Here is a 23,815-nt window from a genome sequence, read left to right as displayed (position 1 = left end):
GCTTTTGCGCTATTGCTTGCGCAGGGACGCGCCCGATGTCGCGTCGAACAGGTGAATGTCATTCTCCTCGAATGTATAGCGGACGGGAGCACGCACTACCGGGCAGTCGCGTGCCGGAACGAGCGCGCTGATCTCCTTGCCGCCGGAGCCGAATGTCACCAGCGCGTCATTGCCGTGGAATTCGATGAGATCGGCAGTGCCTTGCAATAGGCCGGTGGCGCCGGCACCGGCCGTCTTCAGGTCCGGGGGCCGGATGCCCAGCACGGCGCGATCGCCCGGCTGGAGATGAAAGCCCGCCCCGTCTATCGAAAGCACCGTCCCGGCGCCGGTCAGCGTCCAGCCGTTCCCGGCCCGGCCGACCGTCACCTCGACAAAATTCATGTTCGGCGTGCCGATGAAACCGGCCACGAAAATATTGCCCGGCCGCCCGTAGATTTCCGCCGGCGAGCCGATCTGCTCGATGATGCCATCCTTGAGCAGCACGATACGGTCTGCGAGCGTCATCGCCTCCAGCTGGTCGTGCGTGACATAGACGGTGGTGGTCTTCAGCGACTGGTGCAGCCGCGCGATCTCGACGCGCATATGGTTGCGCAATTTGGCGTCGAGATTGGACAACGGCTCGTCGAACAGGAACACCTTGGGCGTCTTGATCATGGCCCGCGCGATCGCCACGCGCTGCTGCTGGCCGCCGGAGAGTTCGGCTGGCTTACGGGCGAGATAGGGGTCGAGCCCAAGCGTCCTCGACACCGCTTCGACCCGCTTGCGGATCTCGGGCGCCGGAACCTTCTGGCGCCGCAGCCCGAAGGCGATGTTGTCGAAAATGCTCATGTGCGGATAGAGCGCGTAGTTCTGGAACACCATGGCGATGCCGCGGTCGCCCGGATCGAGGTCGTTGACCACCTTGCCGCCGATCGAGACCTCGCCGCCGCTGATGTCCTCCAGCCCCGCCAGCATCCTGAGCAAGGTGGACTTGCCGCAGCCGGACGGGCCGAGGAACACGACGAATTCGTGCTCCTCGATCGAGAGATTGAGATCGCGGATCACCGTGGTGGCGCCATAGGCCTTGTCGACATGGGAGCAAACGATCGCGGACATTGGTCAGCCCTTTTCTCCGGTAAGCAGGATCTGCAGCTTGACGTCCTGCGGGTTGCCTTCGGCCGCCCGTTCGAACGCCTCGATGCTGTCGGCGAAATCATAGGTTCCGGTGATCAGCGGCTTGAGGTCGACCTTGCCGGAGGCGATGAGCTGCAGGGCGCGGTCGAAGATGTTGGCATAGCGGAACACCGTCTCGATGCGGACTTCCTTCGAGATCGCCGCCGGCACGTTGAGGGCCACCGGTTCCACCGGCAGCCCGACCAGCACCACCGCGCCACCTGGTCGCACGACGTCGAAGAGATCGGCGAAAGCCTTGGGGCTGCCGCTCGCCTCGAAGACGATGTCGGCACCCCAATTGTCGGTCGCTGCCGCGACCGCATCGACCAGCGACTGCTCGCCGACATTGACCGGCACGATGCCGGCATATTGCGCGGCGATCTTCAGCTTGGGCGCGGAAAAATCGGAAATCAGCACTTTCGAACAGCCGCCGGCAAGGGCGGCAAGGGCGATCATGATGCCGATCGGGCCGCAGCCGACGACGACGGCGACATCGCCCGGGACGATGCGGGCGCGGCTAGCCGCCTGCATGCCGATGGCGAAGGGCTCGACCATCGCGCCCTCGGCGAAGGAGACATTGTCCGGCAGCTTGTAGGTGAAAGCGGCCGGGTGCACGGCATAGGGAGCAAGGATGCCATGCACCGGCGGGGTCGCCCAGAAAGTGACGTCGGGGTCGACATTGTAGATGCCGAGCTTTGTCGCGCGCGACGACAGGTTCGGCACGCCCGGCTCCATGCAGACGCGGTCGCCGACCTTCAGACTCCTGACATTGGCGCCGACCTCGACGATTGTGCCCGCAGCCTCGTGGCCGAGCACCATCGGCGCCCGCACGACATAGCTGCCGATGGCGCCATGCGTGTAATAGTGCACGTCGCTGCCGCAGACGCCGACCGTGTGGATGGCTATCCTGACATCGTCGGGTCCGACATCGAGCGGCAACGCGATCTCGCGCAGCGACAATTCACCTTTTTTCTCAAGCACCAAAGCCCGCATCGGGTAGTCCTCACTTCAAGTCTTTTTTTGCCGGAAAACAGAATTCAGGAAGCCGCTGAGCACGCCGAGGAACAGCAGCGGCGGCAGCGACAGGAGCACGACCGAGGCGTTGAGAATGCCCCACGGCACGTTCATGCCTTGCTGGGAGAGTTCGGAGGCGACGATCGGCAAGGTCTTGGCGTTGGAACTCGACAGCATCAGCGCGATCAGGAATTCGTTCCAGACCAGCACGAAGCTGAAGGCGACCGCGCCGATCAGCGAGCGCGCAGCCACCGGCAGCGCGATCCGCCAGAACACCGAATAGGCGCCGTAGCCGTCGACGAAGGCAGCTTCCTCGATCTCCTTCGGCACGCCCTGGAAAGCGGGGATCGCGAGCCACATGATCACCGAGATGGTGAGCAGCGAATAGGTGACGATCAGCGCCGGCAGCGTGTCGTAGAGACCGAGTTGCAGCCAGATCACCATAAGCGGGATCGCCACCGCCACCGGCGGCAGGAAGCGCAGCGACAGCACGAAGAACTGGATGTCGCCGGCCCAGCGGTTGGGATAACGCGCCACCGCGTAAGCCGCGGGCAAACCGAGCACGACGCCGATCAGTACGGCTGTGCCGCAAGCGACGACCGAATTGTAGAGGCCGGTGATGACGCTGTCGCGGCCAAGGATGTAGCTGATGTTGGCAAGCGTCGGCGTGAACACCAGGCGCGGAACGCGGGTGATGATATCGACGCTGTTCTTCAGCGAATTGAGCGCTGTCCACAGCAGCGGAAACACCGCGACGAAGCCGGCGAAGGCCAGGACGGCCTTGGCGATGATGCGGCCGGGCCTCATGCCTGCACCCGTTTCCACAGCATGGTGAAGGTGATGACGGTGGCGATCATCATCAGCACGGCCATGGCCGAGGCATAGGAAACCTTGCCGGATTCGATGAAGCCTTGCGAGAAGGCATACATGTCGAGCGTTTCGGTCGCGACCCCCGGCCCGCCCCGGGTCATCACATAAATCAGTTCGAAGGAGCGCAGCGACTCGATCATCTTGACGAACATCAGGCTGATCAGCGGCGCCTTCAGCATCGGCAAGGTGACATAGGCATGGATCTGCCAGCGCCGGGCATGGTCGAGCCGGGCCGCCTCGATCGGCTGCGGCGGCAAGGTTTCCAAGAGCTTCAGCACGATGACCGCGAAGAACAGGCCCCACTGCCAGACATCGACCGAAGCGACGGCGAACAGCGCCGTCGACGGCTTGGACAGCGGGTCGAAGATCAGCCCGCCGGTCAGCAGCCGGTAGGGGTAGGTGGCGATGCCGTAGAGCGGGTGGTAGGCGAACTTCCAGACGAAGGCCGCCGAGACGCGCGGCAGCAGCACCGGGATGATGAACAGCAGACAGTAGAGGTTGCGCAGGCGCGGCGAGGCGACCTCGAACATCAGCACGCCGAGCCCGATCGCGACGACCATCGTTGCGACGACGGTGACCACCTCCCACTTCACCGACACCCAGACGGCGTTGAGGAAGCGGCGGTCGGAGAACAGGTCGACAAAATTCGACAACCAGACCCAGGAATAGGCAGCCGAGCTCAGCTCGCGGTTCTGCAGCGCGATGATGATCGCGTAGAGCGTCGGCACCATCGACAGGATCAGCAGAATGACCAGTGTCGGCACGACAAAGGTGACCGGCAGGGATGAACGTCGAGGCATTGGTCTCAGGCCTTGCTGTGTCTCTGATATCTGGACATGGCGGAACCCGCGCGCGGGACAGGGCAGGCCCTCCTGCGACACACAGGTCGCGGCATTCCCAGGGAATGCCGCGAACCGCGCGCCGCAAGAGGGAGGGGCCTATTTCTTCACCAGCTCATTGGCGTAGGCCTCGAGCTCGTTGAGGCTGCCCTTGACGTCGGTGCGCGTGCCGGCAATCAATTCCTCGAGGATGATGCCCCAGCGGTCGCCGAGATCCGGCCAGCGCGGATCCTGCCAGAAGTTCACCGCCGTGACCTTGCCGGTTTCGGCAAGCGCCTGGCCGAGATCGGCGCCGTAGATATCGGCGAACTCCTTGCTGGACAGGATGCTGGTGCGGTTCAGCTCACCGAACTGGTGAGCGTCGAGCCGGCGCTTCTCATTTTCCTTCGAGGTTGCCCAGGCGATGAACAGGCCGGCGCATTTCTTCGAAGCGTCGTCGGCATTGGCCTTCGCTGCGATGGCGAGGCCATGGCCGTAACCGCCGCCGGGAAGCGGCGAGGGCGGAGGCAGGAAGCCGATCTTGCCGACCACTTGCGAGGTCTTCGGGTCGACCGCCATGCCCGAAAGCGGCGTCGATTCGACGAGGATCGCGACCTGGCCCGATAGGAAGGCGCCGGTCGATTCGTCCCAGCTGCCGGTCTGGGTCCCCGGTGCCGAATCCTTGAAAAGCTTCAGATAGGCCTCGGTCGCCTTGACGGCCGCGTCCGAATTGAAGGCCGGCTTGTCGCCGTCGAACCACTTGCCGCCATAGGCCTTGAAGAACGGCATCCAGCGCCAGACATTGGCGCCCGACCCGCGTGCGCCGCGCAGCGCGATGCCATACATGCCCTTGTCGGCGTTGGTCAGCTTCGGCACGTCGGCGATCAGCTCGTCCAGCGTCTTGGGCGGCTGGATGCCGGCGGCTTCCAGCACGTCCTTGCGGTAGACCATCAGGTCGCCGCCGCCGGTCAGCGGCGCGAACCAGACCTTGCCGTCATAGGTGGCGACCTTCTGGCGGCCCGGATCGAAGTCGGCATAGTCGTAGTCAGCCGGATAATAATCGGCCAGCGGCACGATCCACTTCGACGAGGCGAAAAGCGCCACATTGGCTTCATCGACATAGTAGACGTTGTAATTGCCGACGGTGGACGCGTCGGCGCGCGACTTGGCGCGGCGGTCGTTTTCGTTCAGATAATCGATCTTGAAGCTCGCGCCGGAGAGCTTCTCGAACTCGGCCTTGGAGTCCTCCAGAAGCGTCAGGCCATCGCGGGGCTGCGCCAGCACCTTGACCGGTGCCGAGCAGACCGGCGCCTGCGCCAGGGCTAGGGTTGAAACGGTAGTGGAAAGCACGAAAGCTGCGCCAAGGCTGGCCGCGAGCCGAACTGGTTTCATGATCTTTTCTCCTCCAGGAATACGTCGCAGGAAGCGCAGGTCCTCGGGTTACGCGATCCTCACCATCGCCCGAACGACATGCCACCCATCGCCAAAATGGGCAGTTGCGTTGGGCGACGCTAGAAGCCCCGTTGCAGCTGACTTGTACTTTTATGCATTGTGCAGCGCAAAAACCGGCGCACCCGTATGGAGCGCGTCACATGAGTATCGATCTGGTCCAAAACGATGATTCAGGATGCGCTTATGCGCGCATCGCCAGACGCTGCCGCGACAGCTTGCGATAGGATGACGGCGTCATCTTGTGCTTGCGCAGGAAGGCGCGGTTGAAGTTGGAGATGTTCATGTAGCCGACCTGGAAACAGATGTCGGTGATCGGGATATCGGTGTCGGCTAGGAGCTTGCACGCCTGCCACAGCCTGAGCTTGGCAAGATGGTCGCTGAAGGAGTTGCCGGTGTTCTTCTGGAAGAAGCGCGAGAAGGTGCTTTCGCTCATGCCGGCCAGCTCGGCCACCTCAGGCAGCTTCAGATCTTCGGCGAAATGCTGGAACAGATAGGTCAGCGTGCGCTGGACGATGTCTAGCGAGGCGGCGTCGAGAACCGGCTGGAAGTCCGGCGATGACAACAGCTCATACTCGTCGGTCCTGGCCAGCAGATCGACCAGTTCGAGGAACAGGCAGAACCGGGTCAGCCCTTGCACCGCGCCCATCCGCTCCATGAGCGCGGCGCCTTCAAGCGCGGTTCCGCCGTGGAAGACGATGCCGCGCAGAGACCGTTCCAGGAACGGCTCCAGTTCGCGCAGTTCGGGTAGCATGTCAGCCGACCCGCGCAGCCGCTCGGGATCGAATTGCAGCACGATGTCGCGGCCATCGATCAATTCGCCCGGCTGCACCGCGGTGACCCAGTCATGCGGCAGGCCGCCGCCGACGATGGTGAGGTAGCCCGGCCCGAACTCGCCGATATGGTCACCGACGAGGACCACGCCGGAGGATTTCCGCAGCAGATGGATCTCGTACTCCGGGTGGAAGTTCCAGACATTGCGCTCCCAGGGATAGTCGTCCAGTCGCCACAGGAAACTGTCGTTCGCCTCGGTGACGATATGCTCGAAGGAAGGCGCCGTGCGCGGGATCGCTGCCGTGTTCTTTCTGCGTCTGAACGCCATCCTGCCTCCCACAATTCGCCGGTTGCCGATGTCTGATCCGTAGCAGTCCCTGGCCGGCAAGGGAACGAGGCGGCGGTTCCCGGGCAAGGCGCTGGCTCAATCTGTTCTGACGCCTCCTCCCTTGCCTTCATGTCGCATTTCGTTCAATAGACGGCGCAAACGGTGCCATTTCGTGCCGTTGCTGTGCGGCTTCCGGGCGTGGCCCGACGCGCCGTGTTCTGAAAGAGCAGGACAATGTCTGCGATCGAAGCCGGCGCTCGCGCGCCGGAAAATCTTTGGCGTCGGGAAATCAGGGCGACGCTGGCGCTGGCCTGGCCGATGGTGCTGACCAATCTCGGCCAGACGGCGATGACCGCCACCGACGTCATGATGATGGGACGCCTCGGCGCGGACACGCTGGCCAGCGGCGCGCTTGGCGCCAACCTCTATTTCATGCCGCTGATCTTCGGCCTCGGCCTGATGCTGGCGACTTCGCCGATGATCGCCACCGAGCTTGGCCGCCGCCGCCATTCCGTGCGCGATCTGCGCCGCACCGTGCGCCAGGGCCTGTGGCTGGCGATTCTGATCGCCATCCCGATCTGGCTCGTGCTTTGGCAGGGCGAGGCCATTCTACTGGCCATGGGGCAGGAGCCCGCGCTGGCGCATCAGGCCGGCATCTACCTGCGCTGGCTGGAATGGGCGGTGCTGCCTTTCTACGGCTATATCGTGCTGCGTTCGTTCATCTCGGCGCTGGAGCGGCCGGGCTGGGCGCTGATCATCGTTTTCGTCGCCGTCGCCTGCAACGCCTTCTTCAACTGGCTGTTCATGTTCGGCAATCTCGGTGTGCCGGCCATGGGCATCGCCGGCTCCGGCCTTGCCACCTCGCTGTCCAGCACGCTGATGTTCGTCGGCATGGCTGTCGTGGTGATGCTGGAGAAGAAATTCCGGCGCTACCATCTGTTCGGCCGTTTCTGGCGGTCCGACTGGCCGCGCTTCAAGGGCCTGCTGCGGCTCGGATTGCCGATCGCCGGCATCCTTGCCTTCGAAGTGACGATCTTCAACGCGGCAGCCCTGCTGATGGGCCTGATCGACGCGGATTCTCTGGCCGCGCACGCGATCGCCATCCAGATCGCCTCGATCTCCTTCATGGTCCCGCTCGGCCTCAACCAGGCGGTGACGGTGCGGGTCGGGCTCGCGCATGGCGCCGGCAATCCCGAGGGCGTCTCGCGCGCCGGCTGGACCGCCTTCGTCATCGGCGTCTCGTTCATGGCGCTGATGGGACTGGTGATGGTGCTTTGGCCGCATCTCCTGATCAGCGCCTTCATCGACCTCGGCAATCCGGCCAATGCCAGGGTGATCGCGCTTGCCGTGTCGTTCCTGGTGTTTGCTGCCCTGTTCCAGGTCTTCGACGGCGCGCAGGCGGTTGCCGCCGGCATGCTGCGCGGCCTGCACGACACCAAGGTGCCGATGATCTATGCCGCGATCGGTTACTGGGGCGTCGGCCTGCCGCTTGGCGTGCTGCTCGCCTTCCATTTCGGCTTCCACGGCGTCGGCATCTGGATCGGCCTGTCGTCGGGACTGGCCGTGGTGGCGGCCCTGCTCCTGGCCCGCTGGCTGCGGCGCGACCGCATCGCGCCGTCGCTGGCGCTCGGGCACTGAACGCAAGACGGCCGTCGGTTCGGCGGTCGCTCGTCCCAACATTGTGGCGCATCAAATGGCGCCTTCAGAGCTGCCGCGAAACGACCGCTGGGCACGATGAGCCGACGCTTAGAACCGAGGAACGTCTCAATAGGGGCCGTGAGCAGACCGTCTGTTTTCGGGATGGCGGGACTAGAAAGCGGAAGAGCTGTTGCTGCGACCGACACGCCGGGAACAACGACGCCTGGCAGCATCTATCTGCGCAAAAGCCTGGATCGCATGGTTGTTGGTAGCATTTGGTGAGGCGGGAGGCTGCCGGACCCTGGCCGCCAATGCAGGGCACCTGAGCCTCGCGCTGCTCAAGGTCAGGTCGGCGGCTGGACGAGCAACGGCAGGACTTCGGTTCAGGCTGAGTCTCCGCGCCCTTTGCGTCCAAACTGCATTTCCGGAATAGAATTCCGCCTTTCGACGCAGGCGGGCAACCTTTCCTGCACGATGACGTTTCGAGAGATGATCGTTGCATACGATCGACGTAAATCGTGAGGAGATGAAAGTGACCTTCAAAATGCTCACTATGGGCGCGATGGCGCTCGCAATGATGACTGGCTCGGCGCTGGCTGGATCTGCTGGCGGCACCTCCGCGCTCGACGATCCGGCAAAGATGTCGCCGTTCTTCACCGATGCCGGCATGAAAACACTCAGGTCGGAAGCGGATTTCAAGACCTCATGGATGTCCATGAAGCCAGATGAACAGAAGGCGGTGTTGAAAGACTGCGGCGACACCACGATCAACAAGTCGCATGCGGATTTCTGCGCGATGGCCAAGAAGATGGGTGGCTGAATTTGCGCGAAAGGCGGCCGTTTCGCGCCGCCTTTTGGCCACAGACGCCGTTTGAAGGTACCGGTAAGAGCGCCTATGGTGCCTCGAATGGAGGCAGCGAATGGCGTTCACCGTTATTTGGTATGGAAGACAGGGCATCATCGACAAGGTGATCTTTGACGCCGAAAAGGTGGCAAAAGATCACGCAATCTCCATGTTTCAGACCCGAAGGGGTGACGAGGGGATCATTTGCGTTGAAGTTCGCAAGGACAATGGAACTGTCGTCTTCAGCCATGCTGAAAATTAGGATGGCTACTTACGCTCCAACAGCACACAGCTTCCCAGCTTCGGGTCGCGTCGATGTTGGTCAACACAAGATGCTTTCGGTTCAGCGCGCCGCCGCCCGCTTCTCCAGCGACCGCGCATATTGCGTCAGCGGAAAGCACATGACGAAGAAGATCAGCGCCACCAGCCCGTAGACCTTGAACGGTTCGAAGGTGGCGTTGTTGATGGCATTCGAGGTCCGCACCAATTCCTCGAAGCCGATGATCGAGGTCAGCGCGGTCGATTTGATCAGCTGCACCAGGAAGCCGACCGTCGGCGCGCGTGTGATCGAGAACGCCTGCGGCAGGATGATCAGCCTGAGTTCCTGCAGATAGTGCAGTCCGAGGCTGGCTCCGGCGTCCCATTGACCCAGCGGCAGCGCGTCGACACCGCTGCGCCAGATTTCGGCGAGATAGGCGCTGGCGAAGAAGGTCAGGCCGAGCACCGCCGCGGTCCAGGGCTCGATGCGCAGGCCGAGCATCGGCAGGCCGAAGAACATCAGGAAGAGCTGCATCAGGAGCGGCGTTCCCTGGAACAGGGCGATATAGCCGGAGGCAAGGCGCCGGCTCCATTTATTCTTGGCGATCCTGAAGAAGAGCACCGCCATTCCGACCAGCGCGCCGCCGACGAAGGCGGCCAGCGACAAAAGCACTGTCCAGCGGGCCGCAAGCAGAAGGTTGCGTACGATGTCCCAGAGCGTGAACTCGATCATGACACGCCCGCTCCGAGCGCGCGGCGTCCGCCTGACACCAGCAGCCGCCGCAAGGCCATTGACATCAAGAGATAGACCAGCGTCACGACGAAATAGGTCTCGAACGAGCGAAAAGTGCGCGCCTGCAGCATGTCGGCCTCATAGGTCAGCTCGCGCACCGCGATCTGCGACACCACGGCGGATTCCAGCATCATGATGACGATCTGGCTGGTCAGCGCGGGATAGATGATCTTGAGCGCCTGCGGCAGCACGATCTTGATGAATACCTGGCGCGGCCTCAGCCCGAGCGCCAGGGCCGCTTCCGTCTGCCCGTGCGGCACCGCGTCGAGCCCGGCGCCGACGATCTCGATCGTGTAGGCCGCCATGTTGAGCGTCATCGCCAGCATGGCGGCCAGGATCGGCTCAAGCCTGATGCCGAGGCTCGGCAGGCCGAAGAAGATGAAGAACAGCTGCACAAGGAACGGCGTGTTGCGCATCACCTCGACATACCAGCCGATGGCCCGGCGCAGCAGCGCGGGGCCGTTTCGCCGCCCGGCAGCACCGAGGATGCTGAGCAGCGTTCCCGCCAGCGTGGTGACGGCGATCAAAAGGATCGTCGTCGCCGCGCCGTGCGCGATGTCGCCTACGGCACCTGGAAGCCAGCCGAAGGCCACGGCAACTCAATCCTTGAGGTTGTCGGGGTTGAGCGGCGTCTTCAGCCAGGCCTTCGAGCTTTCGTCCAGCTTGCCGTCGGCCAACATCTTGGCGACGGCGTCGTTGACCGCCTTCTTGAGGCCGTCCTCATTCTTGTTGAGGCCGATATGCGAGGGCGAGGTCAGAAGCTGGAACTTCTGCTCGGGCTTGAGCACGTCCTGCTTGGCCAGCACCTGCGCGCCGACATCGTTGCCGACGACCATCAACTGGGTCTGGCCGGAGATGAAGGCCTGGATCACCGAATTGTAGTTGTCGAAGCGCTTTATGTCGGCCGATGCGGGTGCTGCCTCGGTGAGCGAGGTATCTTCCAGCGTGCCGCGATTGACGGCGATCGACTTGCCGGCGAGGTCTTCCTTGCCTTTGACCGACATCGCCGCCGGGCCGATGACCGCGATGTAATAGGGCGCGTAGGCGGCGGCGAAGTCGATGACCTGCTCGCGCTCCTTCGAGTAGCCGACGCTCATCAGGATATCGACCCGATGATCGTTCAAATAGGGGATGCGGTTCTGGCCGGTGACGGCGATCGGATTGAGCTTCACCTTGAGCGTGTCGGCGATGTACTGCGCGACATCCATGTCATAGCCCTTGAGGCTCATGTCGGCGCTGGCCGAGGAGAAGGGCGGGAAATCGGCGAAGACGCCGACATTGATGGTGCCGGCCTTGGTGATATCGGCCAGCGCGTCGGCATCGGCAGCCTGTGTGCCAAGGCCGAAACCTGCCGCGCCCAGGACCAGGACGGCGGCGATGGATGATTTGAATCTCGAGCGGATTGTCATTGTCATTCCCCTTCTGGAGGCTTTTTGATTGTTTGGATCGGCCGCCGGCTCCAGCGCGGCGGCCGCCTTGGCTTTGATCGTCAGGCGCCCTTGCTTGTGACGGCCGGGCTGAACACCATCAGGCTCAGGATCTCGAACAGCACCTGGGCGCCGGCATGCGCGGTGTTGGTGGTCGCGTCATATTGCGGCGCCACCTCGACGACGTCGCCGCCGACGATGTTCAGGCCCTTGAGGCCGCGCAGCAGTTCAAGCACTTCGCGCGTCGTCAGCCCGCCGACTTCCGGCGTGCCCGTGCCCGGCGCGAAGGCCGGGTCGACGCTGTCGATGTCGAAAGACACATAGGTCGGGCCATCGCCGACTATTCTGCGCGCCTTCTCGATGATGGCGGGAATGCCGAGCCCGGTCACCTCCTCGGCATGCACCACGGTCATGCCGGATTCGTAGGTGAACTCCCACAAATATTCGGCCGAGCCGCGGATGCCGATCTGGATGGTGCGCGTCGGATCGAGCACGCCATCGAGCACAGCGTTGCGGAACGGGCCGCCATGGTGGAATTTGGTCAGGTCGAACAGGCCGCTGGTGTCGCAATGGGCGTCGATGTGAATCAGGCCGACCGGCGCCTTCTTGCCGACCGCCTTCAGGATCGGGTGCGTGATCGAGTGGTCGCCGCCGACCGACAGCGGAATGACACCGGCGTCGACGATCTGGTTGATGCGCCGCTCGATATCCTCATGGCTGGTCTCCAGCCGGTAGCGGCTCTGGAACGGAACGTCGCCGATGTCGGCCACCCTGAGCTCATGCGTCGGCGCGCATTCCAGCACATGGTTGTAGGGGCCGATGCGCTCAATGGCCCGCAATGCGCGCGGTCCGAAGCGCGAGCCCGGCCGGTTGGTGACGCCAAGATCCATCGGCACGCCTGTTATCGCCACCTGCAGATCGCCGAAGTCCGGATTCTCGGCGGCGACTTCGCGGTAGGGCGCGGTGAGGAAGGTCGGGATGCCGGAATAGGGCGCCAGCCTAGTGCCGCTCTTGGAAAAAATCTTGTCCGCGACCTTGCGGAATTTCGGGTCGAACATTTCGCCGCCATGGCTCTCGCCATATTTGCGACGCAGCGCGTCGAGCTTGCCGCGATCGTATCCCATATCCGCTCCTCCTCAGCCGATGCAGTGTTGCCGGTCGGTGGCCTCGGGCGAACCGACCGTCATCCGGCCGGGCCGCTGTCCCGCTGGCTGTCCGCAGATTTCACGTCTTGATGTTGTCTTGGGGCAAAGTGTCCGGCAGCCGCTTTGAAAAAGCAATTGATATTGTTAAGGTGTTTTCTGTGAGAAAATCTCACAATGAAGCCGAGCATCCATGGCCAAGCGCTTGCCACCTCTCAACCCGCTGCGCGCCTTCGAGGCAACGGCGCGCCATGCCTCGTTGACCAAGGCGGCGAGCGAACTGAATGTCACCCATGGCGCCGTCAGCCACCAGATCAAGGCGCTGGAGCAATCGCTTGGCGTCAAGCTTTTCGAACGCGTCGGCCAGCGGGTCAAATTGACCCCGCACGGCGCCGAGCTCTTGCCTGCGGTATCGGTTGCATTCGACGGCATCGCCGCCGCCACGCAACGGCTGACCCGGCCGGCAAGCAGTGGCGCGCTGTCGGTGTCCTGCGTGCCGGCGCTGCTGCTTTTGTGGATGACGCCGAGGCTGGGCAGCTTCACCGCGCAATACCCCGACATCCAGCTGACGCTCATTCCCTCCAACGATCCCAGGGATATCCGGGCGCCGCATATCGATGTCTGCGTGCACTATGGCGATGGCAGCTGGGCCGATTGCTGGATGCGCAAATGGTCGGGCCTCGAACTATTTCCCGTGGTCAGCCCGACGCTGATCAACAACCGGCCGATCCGTAACGTTCGCGACCTCGCCGACCACGTCTTGCTGCATGGCGACGACGGCCGCGAGTGGCACACCTGGCTGGCCGCCGCCGACGCGCTGGACCTCGAGCGCGGCCGGCGCCATCATCTCGGCGATGCGCGCATGACGGCGGAAGCCGCCGTGCACGGCCATGGCGTGGCGCTGGGTGACTCTGTGACGGCAAGCGCGCTGCTGGCCAGGGGCATGCTGGTCGCGCCGTTCAGCCTGTCAGTGCCGGCGGTCGACGATTTCTATGTCGTTTGCCGCAACGAGATGCGGGCGACGCCGATCGTGCAGGTGTTCATGGACTGGCTGTTCGCCGAGAAGGCCGGGGATGACGGCCGCGCCGACGCCCCGGTGGCGGGCCGCCTCGTCACCCGCCGCAAACGTCCCGCGCTCAAGGTGATGGGTGGCAAACCCTCGTAGCCGCACGCAGGACTTTCTTTTTGTCGGGCCAGCCTGAAAGCGGGCAGCGTTTTGGCCAATTCGATGCTATGAGGCCTGTCGCTATTGTGGTGGCAGGCAGCGAAGGCGGTAACGAGACATGGCCAAGACCGATATTGCGCGGCGCGTCTACAACCACACCTGGAAGCTCGACCCGATCGTACGCAGCCTGCTCGACACCGACTTCTACAAGCTTTTGATGCTGCAGATGATCTGGGGCATGTATCCCAAGGTCGACGCCACCTTCTCCCTGATCAACCGCACCACCTCGGTGCGGCTCGCCGACGAGATCGACGAGGTCGAGCTGCGCGAACAGCTCGACCATGCCCGCACGCTGCGCTTCTCCAAGAAGGAGATGATCTGGCTGGGTGGCAACAATTTCTACGGCCGCAAGCAGATTTTCGATCCGGAATTCCTCGCCTGGCTGGAAGGTTTTCGGCTGCCCGACTATGAGCTTTCCAAGCACGACGGACAATACGAACTAACGTTCTCCGGCCCCTGGATGTACACGACGCTGTGGGAAATCCCGGCGCTCGCCATCATCAACGAACTCCGATCTCGCGCGGCCATGCGGGCCTATGGGCCCTTCGCGCTCGACGTGCTCTACGCCCGCGCCAAGGCCAAGATGTGGGCCAAGACCGAACGGCTGAAGGCGCTGCCCGGCATCCGCATTTCCGACTTCGGCACGCGCCGGCGCCATTCCTTCCTGTGGCAACGCTGGTGCGTGGAGGCGCTGAAGGAAGGCATCGGCGAAGCGTTCACCGGCACCTCCAACGTGCTGCTGGCCATGGACAACGACCTCGAAGCGCTCGGCACCAACGCGCATGAACTGCCGATGGTGTTCGCGGCACTCGCCAATTCGGAAAAAGAGCTGAAGCAGTCGCCCTATAAGGTGCTGCAGGACTGGCAGCGCTACTATGGCGGCAATCTGCTGATCGTGCTGCCCGACGCCTTCGGCACCGCTTCCTTCCTGCGCGACGCGCCGGACTGGGTCGCCGACTGGACGGGCTTTCGCCCCGACAGCGCGCCGCCGATCGAGGGCGGCGAAAAGATCCTGTCCTGGTGGCGCGAAAAGGGCAAGGACCCCAGGCAGAAGCTGCTGATCTTCTCCGACGGGCTCGAGGTCGAAACCATCGAGGAGACCTACCGCCACTTCAAGGGCAAGGTGCGCATGTCCTTTGGCTGGGGCACCAACCTGACCAATGATTTCGAAGGCTGCGCGCCGACCGAAACCAAGAGCCTCGACGCCATATCGCTGGTCTGCAAGGTCACCGAGGCCAATGGCCGGCTGGCGGTGAAGCTTTCCGACAATCCAGCCAAGGCGACCGGCGATCTCAAGGAGATCGAGCGGTATTTGAGGATTTTTGGGCAGAAGGATCGCGTGGAGCAACTGGTCAAGGTTTGAGGGATGGGCGGACTCTTGGACAGGTCGAGTTCCGTCGCCGTAGAGTTCCGTCGTCCGCCGTTGGCCGTATTCCTTGCAGCCTTCTGCGCCTCACCCTCCCCCGCCTTCGCTCACGCCTCCGACCGCGGCCACGTCCTGCTTCTCCCCACCGGCTACTACCTCATCGGCGGCGCCTTCGCTGTAGCAGCCAGTTTCCTCGTGCTGGCGCTGTTGCCACCCGCCTCCCTCGACCGTGTTTGGCGCCGGCGCCTGCCGCTATTCGCCTTCGGCGACAGCGCCCGCGCCACCATCAGCCTGATATCCTTTGCCGGCTTCGCAATTCTCATCGCCGCAGGCTTGCTCGGCAGCCGCGACCCCCTCTCCAACCCGCTGCCATTGGTGATCTGGACGCTGCTATGGGCCGGCCTGACCCTGCTGCAAGGCCTGCTCGACGATCTGTGGTCGTGGCTCAACCCCTGGTACGGCCCGTGGCGGCTGCTGTCGCGCGGCAGAAGCGATGAAGCGCAACTTCCGCAGTGGCTTGGCTGCTGGCCGGCCGTCGTTCTGTTCTTCGCCTTTGCCTGGTTCGAACTCGTCGACCCGGCGCCCGACGACCCGGCGCGGCTAGCCTTTGCCGCCGGCCTCTATTGGCTGCTCACCTTCATCGCCATGCGGGTGTTCGGCTACGACAAGTGGAGCCGCAGCGGTGAATTCCTCGGCATCTTCTTCTCGATAGTTGCCCGTTTCGCGCCGGTCGAGCGCGGCGACAAAGGCCGTCTTGCGCTGTGCTGGCCGGGCGCCAAGCTGCTCACGGCCGAGCCATTGCCCGCCAGCGGCATCGCCTTCCTGCTGCTCGCTTTGTCCTCGGTCTCCTTCGACGGCCTGTCGAAGACCTTTTTCTGGCTCGGCCTATTCGGCATCAATCCGCTGGAATTTCCCGGCCGTACGGCGGTGATCGGCAGCGGCAGCCTTGGCCTCGTCCTGGCATTCGTGCTGCTCGCGGGAGTGTTTCTGCTCGCCGTCCTCCTCGGTCAGCGCCTTGCCGGCAGCGATCGGCCTCTGGCTCAGGCAGCGGGCCTGCTGGTGTGGTCGATCGTGCCGATCGCGCTCGCCTACCATGTCGCGCACTATCTGACGGTGCTGCTGGTCGACGGCCAGTATGCATTGGCCTCCCTGTCCGATCCGTTCGCGCTGGGCTGGAATCTGTTCGGCGCCGCCGACATGCAGGTCGAAGCCGGCGTCGTAGCCGGCGCGGGTTCCGCGTGGTGGCTGTGGAATGTCCAGGCCGGCGCCATCATCCTTGGCCATGTGCTCGCGGTACTCGTCGCCCACGGCCTTGCCTGGCACCTGCATCCACAGCCTGCCCGCGCCGCGCTCAGCCAGTTTCCGCTCACCGTCTTGATGATCGCCTACACCATTTTCGGTCTCTGGCTGCTTGCCACGCCGACGGTCGGATGAGACAAGCCATTTCCTATGGGTCATACCCTGACGGAAAGCTCGCTTGCCAGGCCAAGCCTTTGGTGATTTAGTTTGTACACATGCAATTTTGCATCCTCTTGCCGAGGATGTTCGAGCCGCCTTATCGTTGGTCAAAACGCAAAAACAGGGGAACGAACGTGACTGACAAGAACGGATTTTTCGACCTCTCAAAAACCACACTCACCCGCCGCACCGCGCTGAAGGGGATCGCCGCTGGCGCCGGCCTCGCCATGGCGCCCGGTTTCGTCCGTTATTCCCAGGCGCAAAGCTCCGCGCCGATCAAGATTGGCTTCCAGTCGCACCGCACCGGTATCGGCGCCGCCTATGGCCGCTGGTACGAGAAGACCACCGCCGCCGCCATCAAGGCGATCAATGCCGCTGGCGGCATCAACGGCCGCCAGGTCGAGGTGATCATCGAGGATGACGGCACGGATCCCGGTCGCGGCGCCGAGGTGGTCGGCAAGTTCGCCACGCAGCACAAGACCGACATCGTCTTCGGCACGCTGTTCTCGCACGTCGTCATCGGCTCGGCTCCGGCCGCCGGCGAAGCCAAGATGCCCTATTTCGTCGTCAGCGAAGGGCATCACGTCGCCTCGACCAAGCTCAACCGCTACGTCTTCCAGCCCGGCATCACCGATGTGAAGAGCCAGATCAAGTCGATGGCGCCGTGGATCGCGGCCAATGCCGGCAAGAAGGTGACGCAGATATTCCCCGATTTCGCCTTCGGCTACGACCATCGCGATTACCTGCCGCCGGCGCTGAAGGCGCAAGGCGCCGAGGTGATCGCGCAGATCGCCATTCCGCCGACGGAGAGTTCCTTCACCAAATACTTCCCGCAGATACCGGCCGAGACCGAGGTGATTTACCACGTCATGGTCGGTCCGGCGGTGCTCACCTTCGTAAAGGAGCTCGGCGAGTTCTACGGTTCGAACCGGCCGCAGCTGTTCGGCTTCATCGATTCGCTCGAAGCCGTCGACATCAACAGCCCCGGCCTCGAATTCCTCGACGGCAGCCATTTCTGGGAAGGCTCGCCGCGCTACGCCCAGCCCGATGACACCGAAGCGCAGAAAGCCTATCGCGCCGCCGTCGGCATCGACGACAATGGCGCCGCCGTCGGCGACCCCAAGGACGTCTCCACCGCCGCGCACATGTTCGGTTGCTGGGAAACGCTGTACGTCGTCAAGAAGGCGATGGAAGGCGCCGGCTACAAGGGACCGGAAGATCGCGCCAAGCTGGTCGAGGCGACCGAAGCGCTGAAGGAATTCGCCGAAGGGCCGGAGCATCCGCAAGGACCAAAAACCTTCAACGGCAAGATCCACCAGTGCTTTGGCATCCAGAACATCTCCAAGATCGAGGGCGGCAAGCTGAAGGTCGTCCACAAGACCAAGATCGAGGACGGGCTTTACGAAGCCGAAGGGGATTACACGACGCAGGCGCTGTGAGCGAAGCTGTTTTAGCGGCGTGAGCGCCAAGCCAACCTCCTCTGTCCTGCCGGACATCTCCCCCGCAAGGGGGGAGATTGGCAGTTCGTGCGCCGGCATTTATCTCCCGACGCTGGCTATTGGCGAAACCAATCGTGACACCCGATTTCCCCCCTTGCGGGGGAGATGCCCGGCAGGGCAGAGGGGGGTGCCTCGCGCATCCGCTGGTGCCTAACCAATGCACTTCGGCCCCCACCTCCTCCTCGCCGCCTTCGAAGGCCTCGTCACCTCGGCCGTGCTGGCGCTGACCGCGCTTGGCTTGTCGCTGGTGTTCGGCGTCATGCGTGTCGTCAACGTCGCCCATGGCGAGTTCTTCATGCTCGGCGCCGTGCTTGCATGGGCGATCACATCGGCAATCGGCGGCCACCCGGCCCTCGGCTTCCTGGCGGCGCTGGTGATTGCGCCGCTGATCGTCGGCGCCATCGCGCTGGTCGCCGAGCGGCTGGTGCTGCGCCGGCTCAATTACAATCCGGAAGCCACCATCGTCGCCACCATCGGCATGCTCTACATCATCCAGCAGCTGGCGCTGACTTTCTATGGTCCCGAGGCGCGACCCGTCGAGCCGCCTTTCAGCTACCGCATCCTTTTGCCGTGGTTCGGCTATTCCGGCTACAAGCTGTCTGTTGTCGCCGCATCCGCTCTCTTGTTGATAGCGACATGGCTTGTGCTGACGCGCACGAAAATCGGCCTGATCATGCGTGCCACGCAATATGACAGCGAAACGGCGCGGGCCTTCGGCATCCCTGTCGGCCGTGTCTATGGCGGCGTCTTCGCGCTCGGCGCCATGCTGGCGGCCATCGCCGCGGTGCTGATCGTGCCGATCAGCCAGGCGCACTACCTGATGGGGCAGGACCCGCTGCTGCTGTCCTTCATCGTGGTCATCATCGGCGGTCTCGGCTCGCTGCGCGGCACCGTCGTCGCCGCCGTGCTGATCGGCCTGTCCGACGGCATCATCTCGATGTTCTTCTCGCCGACGTTGGCCAAGATCATCGCCACGCTGCTGGTCGCCATGGTGCTGGTGTTCCGGCCGCAAGGCCTGTTTGGGACGGCATCGCGATGAGCGAAGCTTCGCCGGCAAAGGCGTACGCGCTGCACCTCGGCGCGATTGCCCTGCTCTTCCTGCTGAGTTTCCTGCTGCCGGAGTATTATCACGGCCTGCTCGCCCGCATCATGGTGCTGGCGGTCTTCGCCATGGGCTACAACATGCTGTTCGGCTATGTCGGCCTGCTCAGCCTCGGCCATGCCATGTTCTTTGGCGCCGGGCTTTATGGTGCCGGCCTTGCGGTCATCCAGCTCGGCTGGAGCGTGCCGGCGGCATTCGCCGCGGGTCTCGGCTGTGGGGCCGTTCTCTCCCTGATCATCGGCCTCTTGGCGCTGCGCACCACGGGCGTCGCCTTCATGATCGTCACCATGATGTTCGCCCAGGTGTTTTATCTCGCCATCCTCTATTTCGCGGCCTGGACCGGGGGCGACCAGGGCATGGTCGTGCCGCAGCCGGCGCGTGTCCTCACTTTCGGCGGAACCTCGCTCGACCTCACCGATCCGACCGTGCGCTACATGAGCGCGCTGACGCTGTTCTCGCTCGTGCTTCTGATGATGCTCGCCATCGTCCGCTCCCGCTTTGGCCGCGTGCTGGTCGCCATCCGTGAAAACGAAGAGCGCACGAAGATGCTGGGCTACGACACCTTCTCCAACAAGCTCGCAGCCGTCGTCGTCTCCGGCACGATCTGCGCGGCGTCCGGCGCCGCCTACGCGCTGCTGTTCGGCTATGTCGGCTCGAGCTTCGCCTCGGTGCAGTATTCGATCCTGCCGCTGCTGTGGGTCCTGCTCGGGGGTGCTGCCACAACGCTTGGACCGCTGATCGGCACGCTGTTCATGTACTATGTCATCGACGTCACCAGCGGCTACACATCGACCTATCTGCTGATCGTCGGCATCGCGTTGATCCTGCTTGTGCTGTTCTTCCCGAAGGGCATTCTCGGCAGCATCCGCCAGCGCTGGCTCGGGTGGTTGCCATGACGCCGCTTTTGACCACCAAGGGTCTGTCGCGCAATTTCGGCGGCCTGCGCGCCGTCGACAGCGTCGACTTCACCCTGATGCCCGGAGAAATCCGCGCCGTCATCGGCCCCAACGGCGCGGGCAAGACCACCTTCGTCAGCCTTGTCAGCGGCCGCATCCAGCCCTCTTCGGGGGCGATCCTCTTCGACGGCGCCGACATCACCGGCCTGCCGGCCTATGTCAGGGTCCGCCAGGGCATCGCCTACACATTCCAGATCACCAGCGTCTTCGCCAACCTCAGCGCCTATGACAATGTCGCGCTGCCGGTGCAGCGCACGCTGAGCGACGGCCGCTCGAAGGGTGCGGTACGGGCCGGCGTCATGTCGGCGCTCGAACGCACCGGGCTGGCCGGCCGCGCCCATATGCCGGCCGGGCAATTGTCCTACGGCCATCAGCGATTGCTGGAAGTGGCGATGGGCCTGGCGCTGAAGCCGCGCCTGCTGATCCTCGACGAGCCGACGCAAGGCCTGGCCGATAGCGAGATCGATAATTTCATCGAGCTGGTGCGCGACATCGCCAAGAACGCCACCGTGCTGCTGATCGAGCACAACATGCCTGTCGTCATGCAACTCGCCGACCGCATCACCGTCTTCAACGCCGGCAGGATCCTGGCCGAGGGCACGCCGGAAGCGATCCGCGACAACGCCGCGGTGCAGGACGCCTATCTGGGGACGGCCCCATGAGGGAGACGAGCAAGACCGATGCACTGATGATCTCGGGGCTGGACTGCTTCTATGGCGCGGTCCAGGTGCTCTACGGGCTCGATCTCGTGCTGAACAAGGGCGAGGTGCTGTGCCTGTTCGGCCGCAACGGCGCCGGCAAGACGACGACGCTGAAGGCGATCATGGGCCTGGTTCCAGCGAGTGCCGGCTCGATCAGGCTCGCCGGGCAAGAATTGACCGGCCTGCCGGCGCATGAAGTGCCGAAGGCCGGCATCGCCTACGTGCCGCAGGGAAGGCGGCTGTTCGCCGAGATGACGGTGGCCGAGAACATCGAGATCGGCCTGATGGCGCGCGGCAAGGGCAAGGCGACGCGCGAGAACGTCCTCGATCTCTTCCCGCTGCTGCGCCAGCGGCTGCGGCAGCGCTCGGGCACCTTGTCCGGCGGCGAGCAGCAGATGCTGGCCATGGCGCGGGCGCTCTGCCTCGAGCCGCAGGTGCTTTTGCTCGACGAGCCGACCGAAGGGTTGATGCCGTCGATGATCGCCAAGATCCGCGAGACGGTGTCGAAGCTGCGCGAGATGGATGTCTCCACCATCCTGGTCGAGCAGCGGGTCGACGCCGTGCTGTCGGTCGCCGATCGAGTCTCGTTCATCGAGAACGGCCGCAACCGCGAGACGGTCGAAGTCGAGACCCTGCGCGCCGACCCGTCGGCGGTCAGGCGTTATGTCGGTGTCGGCTGACGGGAGCAATTCCAGGAAAGGTGTGCAGCAGTTTCCGGAAAAAGCGCGTAGCGCATTCCCTTGGGAATTGCGTCGAATATCTAGCCGAAGAACAAAAAACCCGCGATCAAAAAGGTCGGGATCAGCACCAGCCCGGACCACAGCATGTACCCGAAGAAGCCCGGCATTTTGACGCCGCGATGCCTGGCAATGGCATAGACCATGAAATTGGGTGCGTTGCCGATATAGGTGTTGGCCCCCATGAACACGGCACCCGCTGAGATCGCGGCAAGCGTCGAGGCGAACTCGGTCATCAGGTGCTGAGGGTCGCCGCCCGCCAGCTCGAAGAACACCAGATAAGTCGGCGCATTGTCGAGGAAGGACGACAACGTCCCGGTCAGCCAGAAATAGGCGAGGTCGTTTGGCGTTCCTTGCGCCGAGGTGACGAGCGCGACAAGCGGCGCCAGCGCGCCGTCATGGCCGGCCCTCAAAATGGCGACGACCGGAACGATGCAGGTGAAGATGCCGGCGAACAATTTGGCCACTTCCGCGATCGGACCCCAATTGAAGCCGTTCGCTTCGCGGTGGCTCTTATAGGAGAGGGGAAGCGATAGCAGGGCCAGCGCGAGGATGATCGCGTCGCGTATAAGGTTCTGCAGCTCGAGACCGACGCCGAACACCAAAAAGCTCACGCCCGGTCTCCAGGCCGCCGACAGCAGGATGGCGCCGATCACACCGGCCAACAGTGGAAGGTTGGCCAGGCCGCGCAGGCGCACCTTCGTATCCGGGGTCGGATCCTTGATCTTCGGCGCGCCGGCCTCGCGCCGATGCAGGATGAGGTCGATCGCCAGGAACGCCGCCAGCACGACGACGCCGACGAACAGCGTCTCCCGGTAGAGGTTGGTGGTCGTCCAGAAGAAATCGACGCCGCGCAGGAAGCCGACGAACAGCGGCGGGTCGCCGAGCGGCGTCAGCGAGCCGCCAATGTTGGACACCAGGAAAATGAAGAAGATGACGACATGGGCATTGAAACGCCTGTTGTCGTTGGCGCGCAGGATCGGCCGGATCAGGATCATCGAGGCGCCGGTCGTGCCGATCACCGAGGCAAGCAGCGCCCCGACGATCAGCAGTCCGGCATTGACCAGCGGTGTGCCGTGAATATTGCCGGCAAGCAGGATGCCGCCCGAAATCGTGTAGAGCGCAAACAGCAGGACAATGAACGACATGTATTCGGTGAGCAGCGCGTGCAGCACCGCCTCGGTTGCCGCCGGGGCGCCGAAGGCGACCGCGAGCGGCACGATCACCAGCGCCGCCCACAAGGCGGTGATCTTGCCGTAGTGGTGTTCCCAGACATGGTGGAACAGCAGGGGCCCGGTGGCGATCGACAGGAGCAGCCCGGCAAAAGGCAGCGCCCACCAGAGCGACATCGTGGCGCCAGGCAGGCCGTGTTCTTCGGCCGCGAAGGCCGATACCGGAAACAGCATCGCGACGACGATCGCACCGGCCGTCCCGATCGCCATCGGCAAAGATCCCCTTCTGCCCCCCACGGTGCGGTCAGCCGGACGTGTGATCTTCGAGCGTCACGCCGGCATCGCGCATTTTCGCCAGCATTGTCTCGAGCGATCCATTGAGATCGATGCCACGGCAGGCATCGAGCCTGACCGTGGTTCTAAAACCCTGTTTGACCGCATCCAGCGCCGAGAAGGCGACACAGAAATCGGTCGCCAGGCCGACCAGGGTCAGCGTGTCGATGCCGCGCTCCCGGAGATAGCCGGCGAGCCCGGTCGGCGTCGTGTGATCGTTCTCGAAAAAGGCGGAGTAGCTGTCGATGGCGGGACGAAATCCCTTGCGGATGACGAGTTCGGCCTTTGTCCACGCAAGGCCGGAATGGAAATCCGAGCCGAGACTGCCCTGAATGCAATGGTCCGGCCACAGCGTCTGTGGACCGTATGGCATCTCAATCGTCGAAAAGGGCTGCGCGCCGGGATGGCTGGAGGCAAAGCTGGAATGGCCGGCAGGGTGCCAGTCCTGCGTCAGCACGACATGGTCGGTTCGCCGGATCATGTCATTGACCAGCGGCACGATCTCGTCGCCGCCGGCCACCGCCAGCGCGCCGCCCGGGCAAAAATCGTTCTGCAGGTCGATGACAACGAGCGCTTCGTCGGCCATGGGGTTTCCTTCCTGTCAGGCTAGGGCTCGGGCTCCGAACGAGGGGCTCGGCGAAAGAAAAAGCCGCTGGCGCGACCGGAGGGAGAAACTTGACCAGATGGCGGGCCGCGTCAACCTCCAGCGGCATAACAAATGCGTGGCGATGCCAGCCACATGAGTACCGGCGTAAACTC

The 23,815-nt window shown here is 63.7% G+C and carries 23 protein-coding genes; 11 read left to right on the top strand and 12 right to left on the bottom strand.

The features are described from left to right. Positions 1 to 9 precede the first annotated feature (9 nt). The 6 genes from O7A60_RS01525 to O7A60_RS01500 all read right to left on the bottom strand — a co-directional run bounded on the left by O7A60_RS01525 (position 10) and on the right by O7A60_RS01500 (position 6,405). Positions 10 to 1,095: an ABC transporter ATP-binding protein gene (locus tag O7A60_RS01525; RefSeq protein WP_337104710.1), complete on the bottom strand. Its 1,086-nt coding sequence runs from the start codon at positions 1,093 to 1,095 to the stop codon at positions 10 to 12. Between the two features lie 3 nt (positions 1,096 to 1,098). Continuing rightward, positions 1,099 to 2,145 carry an NAD(P)-dependent alcohol dehydrogenase gene (locus O7A60_RS01520; protein ID WP_337104709.1) on the bottom strand — a complete coding sequence of 349 codons (1,047 nt, stop codon included), beginning with the start codon at positions 2,143 to 2,145 and terminating at the stop codon, positions 1,099 to 1,101. Positions 2,146 to 2,160: 15 nt separating this feature from the next. Further along, positions 2,161 to 2,973 carry a carbohydrate ABC transporter permease gene (locus tag O7A60_RS01515; RefSeq protein ID WP_337104708.1) on the bottom strand — a complete coding sequence of 271 codons (813 nt, stop codon included), beginning with the start codon at positions 2,971 to 2,973 and terminating at the stop codon, positions 2,161 to 2,163. After that, positions 2,970 to 3,836 carry a carbohydrate ABC transporter permease gene (locus O7A60_RS01510; protein WP_337104707.1) on the bottom strand — a complete coding sequence of 289 codons (867 nt, stop codon included), beginning with the start codon at positions 3,834 to 3,836 and terminating at the stop codon, positions 2,970 to 2,972. The genes O7A60_RS01515 and O7A60_RS01510 overlap by 4 nt, the downstream gene beginning before the upstream one ends. Positions 3,837 to 3,974: 138 nt before the next feature. Further along, positions 3,975 to 5,246 carry an ABC transporter substrate-binding protein gene (locus O7A60_RS01505; protein ID WP_337104706.1) on the bottom strand — a complete coding sequence of 424 codons (1,272 nt, stop codon included), beginning with the start codon at positions 5,244 to 5,246 and terminating at the stop codon, positions 3,975 to 3,977. Positions 5,247 to 5,487: 241 nt separating this feature from the next. Next, complete coding sequence (locus tag O7A60_RS01500) at positions 5,488 to 6,405, bottom strand: AraC family transcriptional regulator (protein ID WP_337104705.1); 918 nt, start codon at positions 6,403 to 6,405, stop codon at positions 5,488 to 5,490. A 234-nt stretch (positions 6,406 to 6,639) separates the two neighbouring features. On the opposite strand from O7A60_RS01500, the gene O7A60_RS01495 reads away from it, so the two are divergent. From O7A60_RS01495 to O7A60_RS01485, 3 genes are all read left to right on the top strand, one after another. Next, complete coding sequence (locus O7A60_RS01495; protein ID WP_337104704.1) at positions 6,640 to 8,043, top strand: MATE family efflux transporter; 1,404 nt, start codon at positions 6,640 to 6,642, stop codon at positions 8,041 to 8,043. 532 nt (positions 8,044 to 8,575) lie between these two features. Continuing rightward, entirely contained in the window at positions 8,576 to 8,863 is a 288-nt protein-coding gene (locus O7A60_RS01490; RefSeq protein WP_337104882.1) for a hypothetical protein, read from the top strand. 100 nt (positions 8,864 to 8,963) lie between these two features. Continuing rightward, complete coding sequence (locus O7A60_RS01485) at positions 8,964 to 9,149, top strand: hypothetical protein (RefSeq protein ID WP_023781604.1); 186 nt, start codon at positions 8,964 to 8,966, stop codon at positions 9,147 to 9,149. An 81-nt stretch (positions 9,150 to 9,230) separates the two neighbouring features. On the opposite strand, the gene O7A60_RS01480 is transcribed toward O7A60_RS01485, so the two are convergent. The 4 genes from O7A60_RS01480 to speB all read right to left on the bottom strand — a co-directional run bounded on the left by O7A60_RS01480 (position 9,231) and on the right by speB (position 12,489). Continuing rightward, the gene (locus O7A60_RS01480; protein ID WP_337104703.1) at positions 9,231 to 9,878 is read right to left on the bottom strand and encodes an amino acid ABC transporter permease; all 648 of its coding nucleotides are present in this window, start codon (positions 9,876 to 9,878) and stop codon (positions 9,231 to 9,233) included. After that, complete coding sequence (locus O7A60_RS01475) at positions 9,875 to 10,531, bottom strand: amino acid ABC transporter permease (RefSeq protein WP_337104702.1); 657 nt, start codon at positions 10,529 to 10,531, stop codon at positions 9,875 to 9,877. The genes O7A60_RS01480 and O7A60_RS01475 overlap by 4 nt, the downstream gene beginning before the upstream one ends. Before the next feature lie 6 nt (positions 10,532 to 10,537). Next, entirely contained in the window at positions 10,538 to 11,347 is an 810-nt protein-coding gene (locus O7A60_RS01470) for a transporter substrate-binding domain-containing protein (RefSeq protein WP_337104700.1), read from the bottom strand. An 80-nt stretch (positions 11,348 to 11,427) separates the two neighbouring features. Continuing rightward, positions 11,428 to 12,489, bottom strand: a complete 1,062-nt coding sequence (gene speB / locus O7A60_RS01465) for an agmatinase (RefSeq protein ID WP_337104699.1) — start codon at positions 12,487 to 12,489, stop codon at positions 11,428 to 11,430. 211 nt (positions 12,490 to 12,700) lie between these two features. Between speB and gcvA the strand changes: the two genes are divergently transcribed. The 8 genes from gcvA to O7A60_RS01425 all read left to right on the top strand — a co-directional run bounded on the left by gcvA (position 12,701) and on the right by O7A60_RS01425 (position 21,494). Next, complete coding sequence (gene gcvA, locus O7A60_RS01460) at positions 12,701 to 13,672, top strand: transcriptional regulator GcvA (RefSeq protein WP_337104698.1); 972 nt, start codon at positions 12,701 to 12,703, stop codon at positions 13,670 to 13,672. A gap of 118 nt (positions 13,673 to 13,790) precedes the next feature. Beyond that, positions 13,791 to 15,095, top strand: coding sequence for a nicotinate phosphoribosyltransferase (gene pncB / locus O7A60_RS01455; RefSeq protein ID WP_337104697.1), 1,305 nt, complete (start codon positions 13,791 to 13,793; stop codon positions 15,093 to 15,095). 3 nt (positions 15,096 to 15,098) lie between these two features. Next, positions 15,099 to 16,532, top strand: a complete 1,434-nt coding sequence (locus tag O7A60_RS01450) for a hypothetical protein (RefSeq protein WP_337104696.1) — start codon at positions 15,099 to 15,101, stop codon at positions 16,530 to 16,532. Between the two features lie 158 nt (positions 16,533 to 16,690). Then, positions 16,691 to 17,995 carry an ABC transporter substrate-binding protein gene (locus tag O7A60_RS01445; RefSeq protein ID WP_337104695.1) on the top strand — a complete coding sequence of 435 codons (1,305 nt, stop codon included), beginning with the start codon at positions 16,691 to 16,693 and terminating at the stop codon, positions 17,993 to 17,995. 217 nt (positions 17,996 to 18,212) lie between these two features. Next, on the top strand, positions 18,213 to 19,094 hold the full coding sequence (locus O7A60_RS01440; RefSeq protein ID WP_337104694.1) for a branched-chain amino acid ABC transporter permease: 882 nt from the start codon (positions 18,213 to 18,215) through the stop codon (positions 19,092 to 19,094). Further along, the gene (locus O7A60_RS01435) at positions 19,091 to 20,053 is read left to right on the top strand and encodes a branched-chain amino acid ABC transporter permease (RefSeq protein WP_337104693.1); all 963 of its coding nucleotides are present in this window, start codon (positions 19,091 to 19,093) and stop codon (positions 20,051 to 20,053) included. The genes O7A60_RS01440 and O7A60_RS01435 overlap by 4 nt, the downstream gene beginning before the upstream one ends. Continuing rightward, complete coding sequence (locus O7A60_RS01430; RefSeq protein WP_140508321.1) at positions 20,050 to 20,775, top strand: ABC transporter ATP-binding protein; 726 nt, start codon at positions 20,050 to 20,052, stop codon at positions 20,773 to 20,775. The genes O7A60_RS01435 and O7A60_RS01430 overlap by 4 nt, the downstream gene beginning before the upstream one ends. Continuing rightward, positions 20,772 to 21,494 (top strand): ABC transporter ATP-binding protein, encoded by a 723-nt coding sequence (locus O7A60_RS01425; RefSeq protein WP_337104691.1) that lies wholly within the window; start codon positions 20,772 to 20,774, stop codon positions 21,492 to 21,494. The genes O7A60_RS01430 and O7A60_RS01425 overlap by 4 nt, the downstream gene beginning before the upstream one ends. 80 nt (positions 21,495 to 21,574) lie before the next feature. On the opposite strand, the gene O7A60_RS01420 is transcribed toward O7A60_RS01425, so the two are convergent. Together O7A60_RS01420 and pncA are read right to left on the bottom strand one after the other, a co-directional pair. Continuing rightward, entirely contained in the window at positions 21,575 to 22,993 is a 1,419-nt protein-coding gene (locus tag O7A60_RS01420; protein ID WP_337104690.1) for a sodium:proton antiporter, read from the bottom strand. A 34-nt stretch (positions 22,994 to 23,027) separates the two neighbouring features. Beyond that, positions 23,028 to 23,642: a bifunctional nicotinamidase/pyrazinamidase gene (gene pncA / locus O7A60_RS01415; RefSeq protein WP_337104689.1), complete on the bottom strand. Its 615-nt coding sequence runs from the start codon at positions 23,640 to 23,642 to the stop codon at positions 23,028 to 23,030. Between the last annotated feature and the right edge of the window lie 173 nt (positions 23,643 to 23,815).

The sequence above is a fragment of the Mesorhizobium salmacidum (SeqCode) genome (genome assembly GCF_037179605.1).
Classification (GTDB): Bacteria; Pseudomonadota; Alphaproteobacteria; order Rhizobiales; family Rhizobiaceae; genus Mesorhizobium; species Mesorhizobium salmacidum.
This window is presented reverse-complemented; position numbering and strand designations above follow the sequence as displayed.

Bases quoted from the DNA above. Each gene is read 5' to 3' on its own strand.
- O7A60_RS01525 (WP_337104710.1), bottom strand. From the start codon at position 1,095: ATGTCCGCGATCGTTTGCTCCCATGTCGACAAGGCCTATGGCGCCACC.
- O7A60_RS01520 (WP_337104709.1), bottom strand. From the start codon at position 2,145: ATGCGGGCTTTGGTGCTTGAGAAAAAAGGTGAATTGTCGCTGCGCGAG.
- O7A60_RS01515 (WP_337104708.1), bottom strand. From the start codon at position 2,973: ATGAGGCCCGGCCGCATCATCGCCAAGGCCGTCCTGGCCTTCGCCGGC.
- O7A60_RS01510 (WP_337104707.1), bottom strand. From the start codon at position 3,836: ATGCCTCGACGTTCATCCCTGCCGGTCACCTTTGTCGTGCCGACACTG.
- O7A60_RS01505 (WP_337104706.1), bottom strand. From the start codon at position 5,246: ATGAAACCAGTTCGGCTCGCGGCCAGCCTTGGCGCAGCTTTCGTGCTT.
- O7A60_RS01500 (WP_337104705.1), bottom strand. From the start codon at position 6,405: ATGGCGTTCAGACGCAGAAAGAACACGGCAGCGATCCCGCGCACGGCG.
- O7A60_RS01495 (WP_337104704.1), top strand. From the start codon at position 6,640: ATGTCTGCGATCGAAGCCGGCGCTCGCGCGCCGGAAAATCTTTGGCGT.
- O7A60_RS01485 (WP_023781604.1), top strand. From the start codon at position 8,964: ATGGCGTTCACCGTTATTTGGTATGGAAGACAGGGCATCATCGACAAG.
- O7A60_RS01480 (WP_337104703.1), bottom strand. From the start codon at position 9,878: ATGATCGAGTTCACGCTCTGGGACATCGTACGCAACCTTCTGCTTGCG.
- O7A60_RS01470 (WP_337104700.1), bottom strand. From the start codon at position 11,347: ATGACAATCCGCTCGAGATTCAAATCATCCATCGCCGCCGTCCTGGTC.
- speB (WP_337104699.1), bottom strand. From the start codon at position 12,489: ATGGGATACGATCGCGGCAAGCTCGACGCGCTGCGTCGCAAATATGGC.
- gcvA (WP_337104698.1), top strand. From the start codon at position 12,701: ATGGCCAAGCGCTTGCCACCTCTCAACCCGCTGCGCGCCTTCGAGGCA.
- pncB (WP_337104697.1), top strand. From the start codon at position 13,791: ATGGCCAAGACCGATATTGCGCGGCGCGTCTACAACCACACCTGGAAG.
- O7A60_RS01450 (WP_337104696.1), top strand. From the start codon at position 15,099: ATGGGCGGACTCTTGGACAGGTCGAGTTCCGTCGCCGTAGAGTTCCGT.
- O7A60_RS01440 (WP_337104694.1), top strand. From the start codon at position 18,213: ATGCACTTCGGCCCCCACCTCCTCCTCGCCGCCTTCGAAGGCCTCGTC.
- O7A60_RS01435 (WP_337104693.1), top strand. From the start codon at position 19,091: ATGAGCGAAGCTTCGCCGGCAAAGGCGTACGCGCTGCACCTCGGCGCG.
- O7A60_RS01430 (WP_140508321.1), top strand. From the start codon at position 20,050: ATGACGCCGCTTTTGACCACCAAGGGTCTGTCGCGCAATTTCGGCGGC.
- O7A60_RS01425 (WP_337104691.1), top strand. From the start codon at position 20,772: ATGAGGGAGACGAGCAAGACCGATGCACTGATGATCTCGGGGCTGGAC.
- O7A60_RS01420 (WP_337104690.1), bottom strand. From the start codon at position 22,993: ATGGCGATCGGGACGGCCGGTGCGATCGTCGTCGCGATGCTGTTTCCG.
- pncA (WP_337104689.1), bottom strand. From the start codon at position 23,642: ATGGCCGACGAAGCGCTCGTTGTCATCGACCTGCAGAACGATTTTTGC.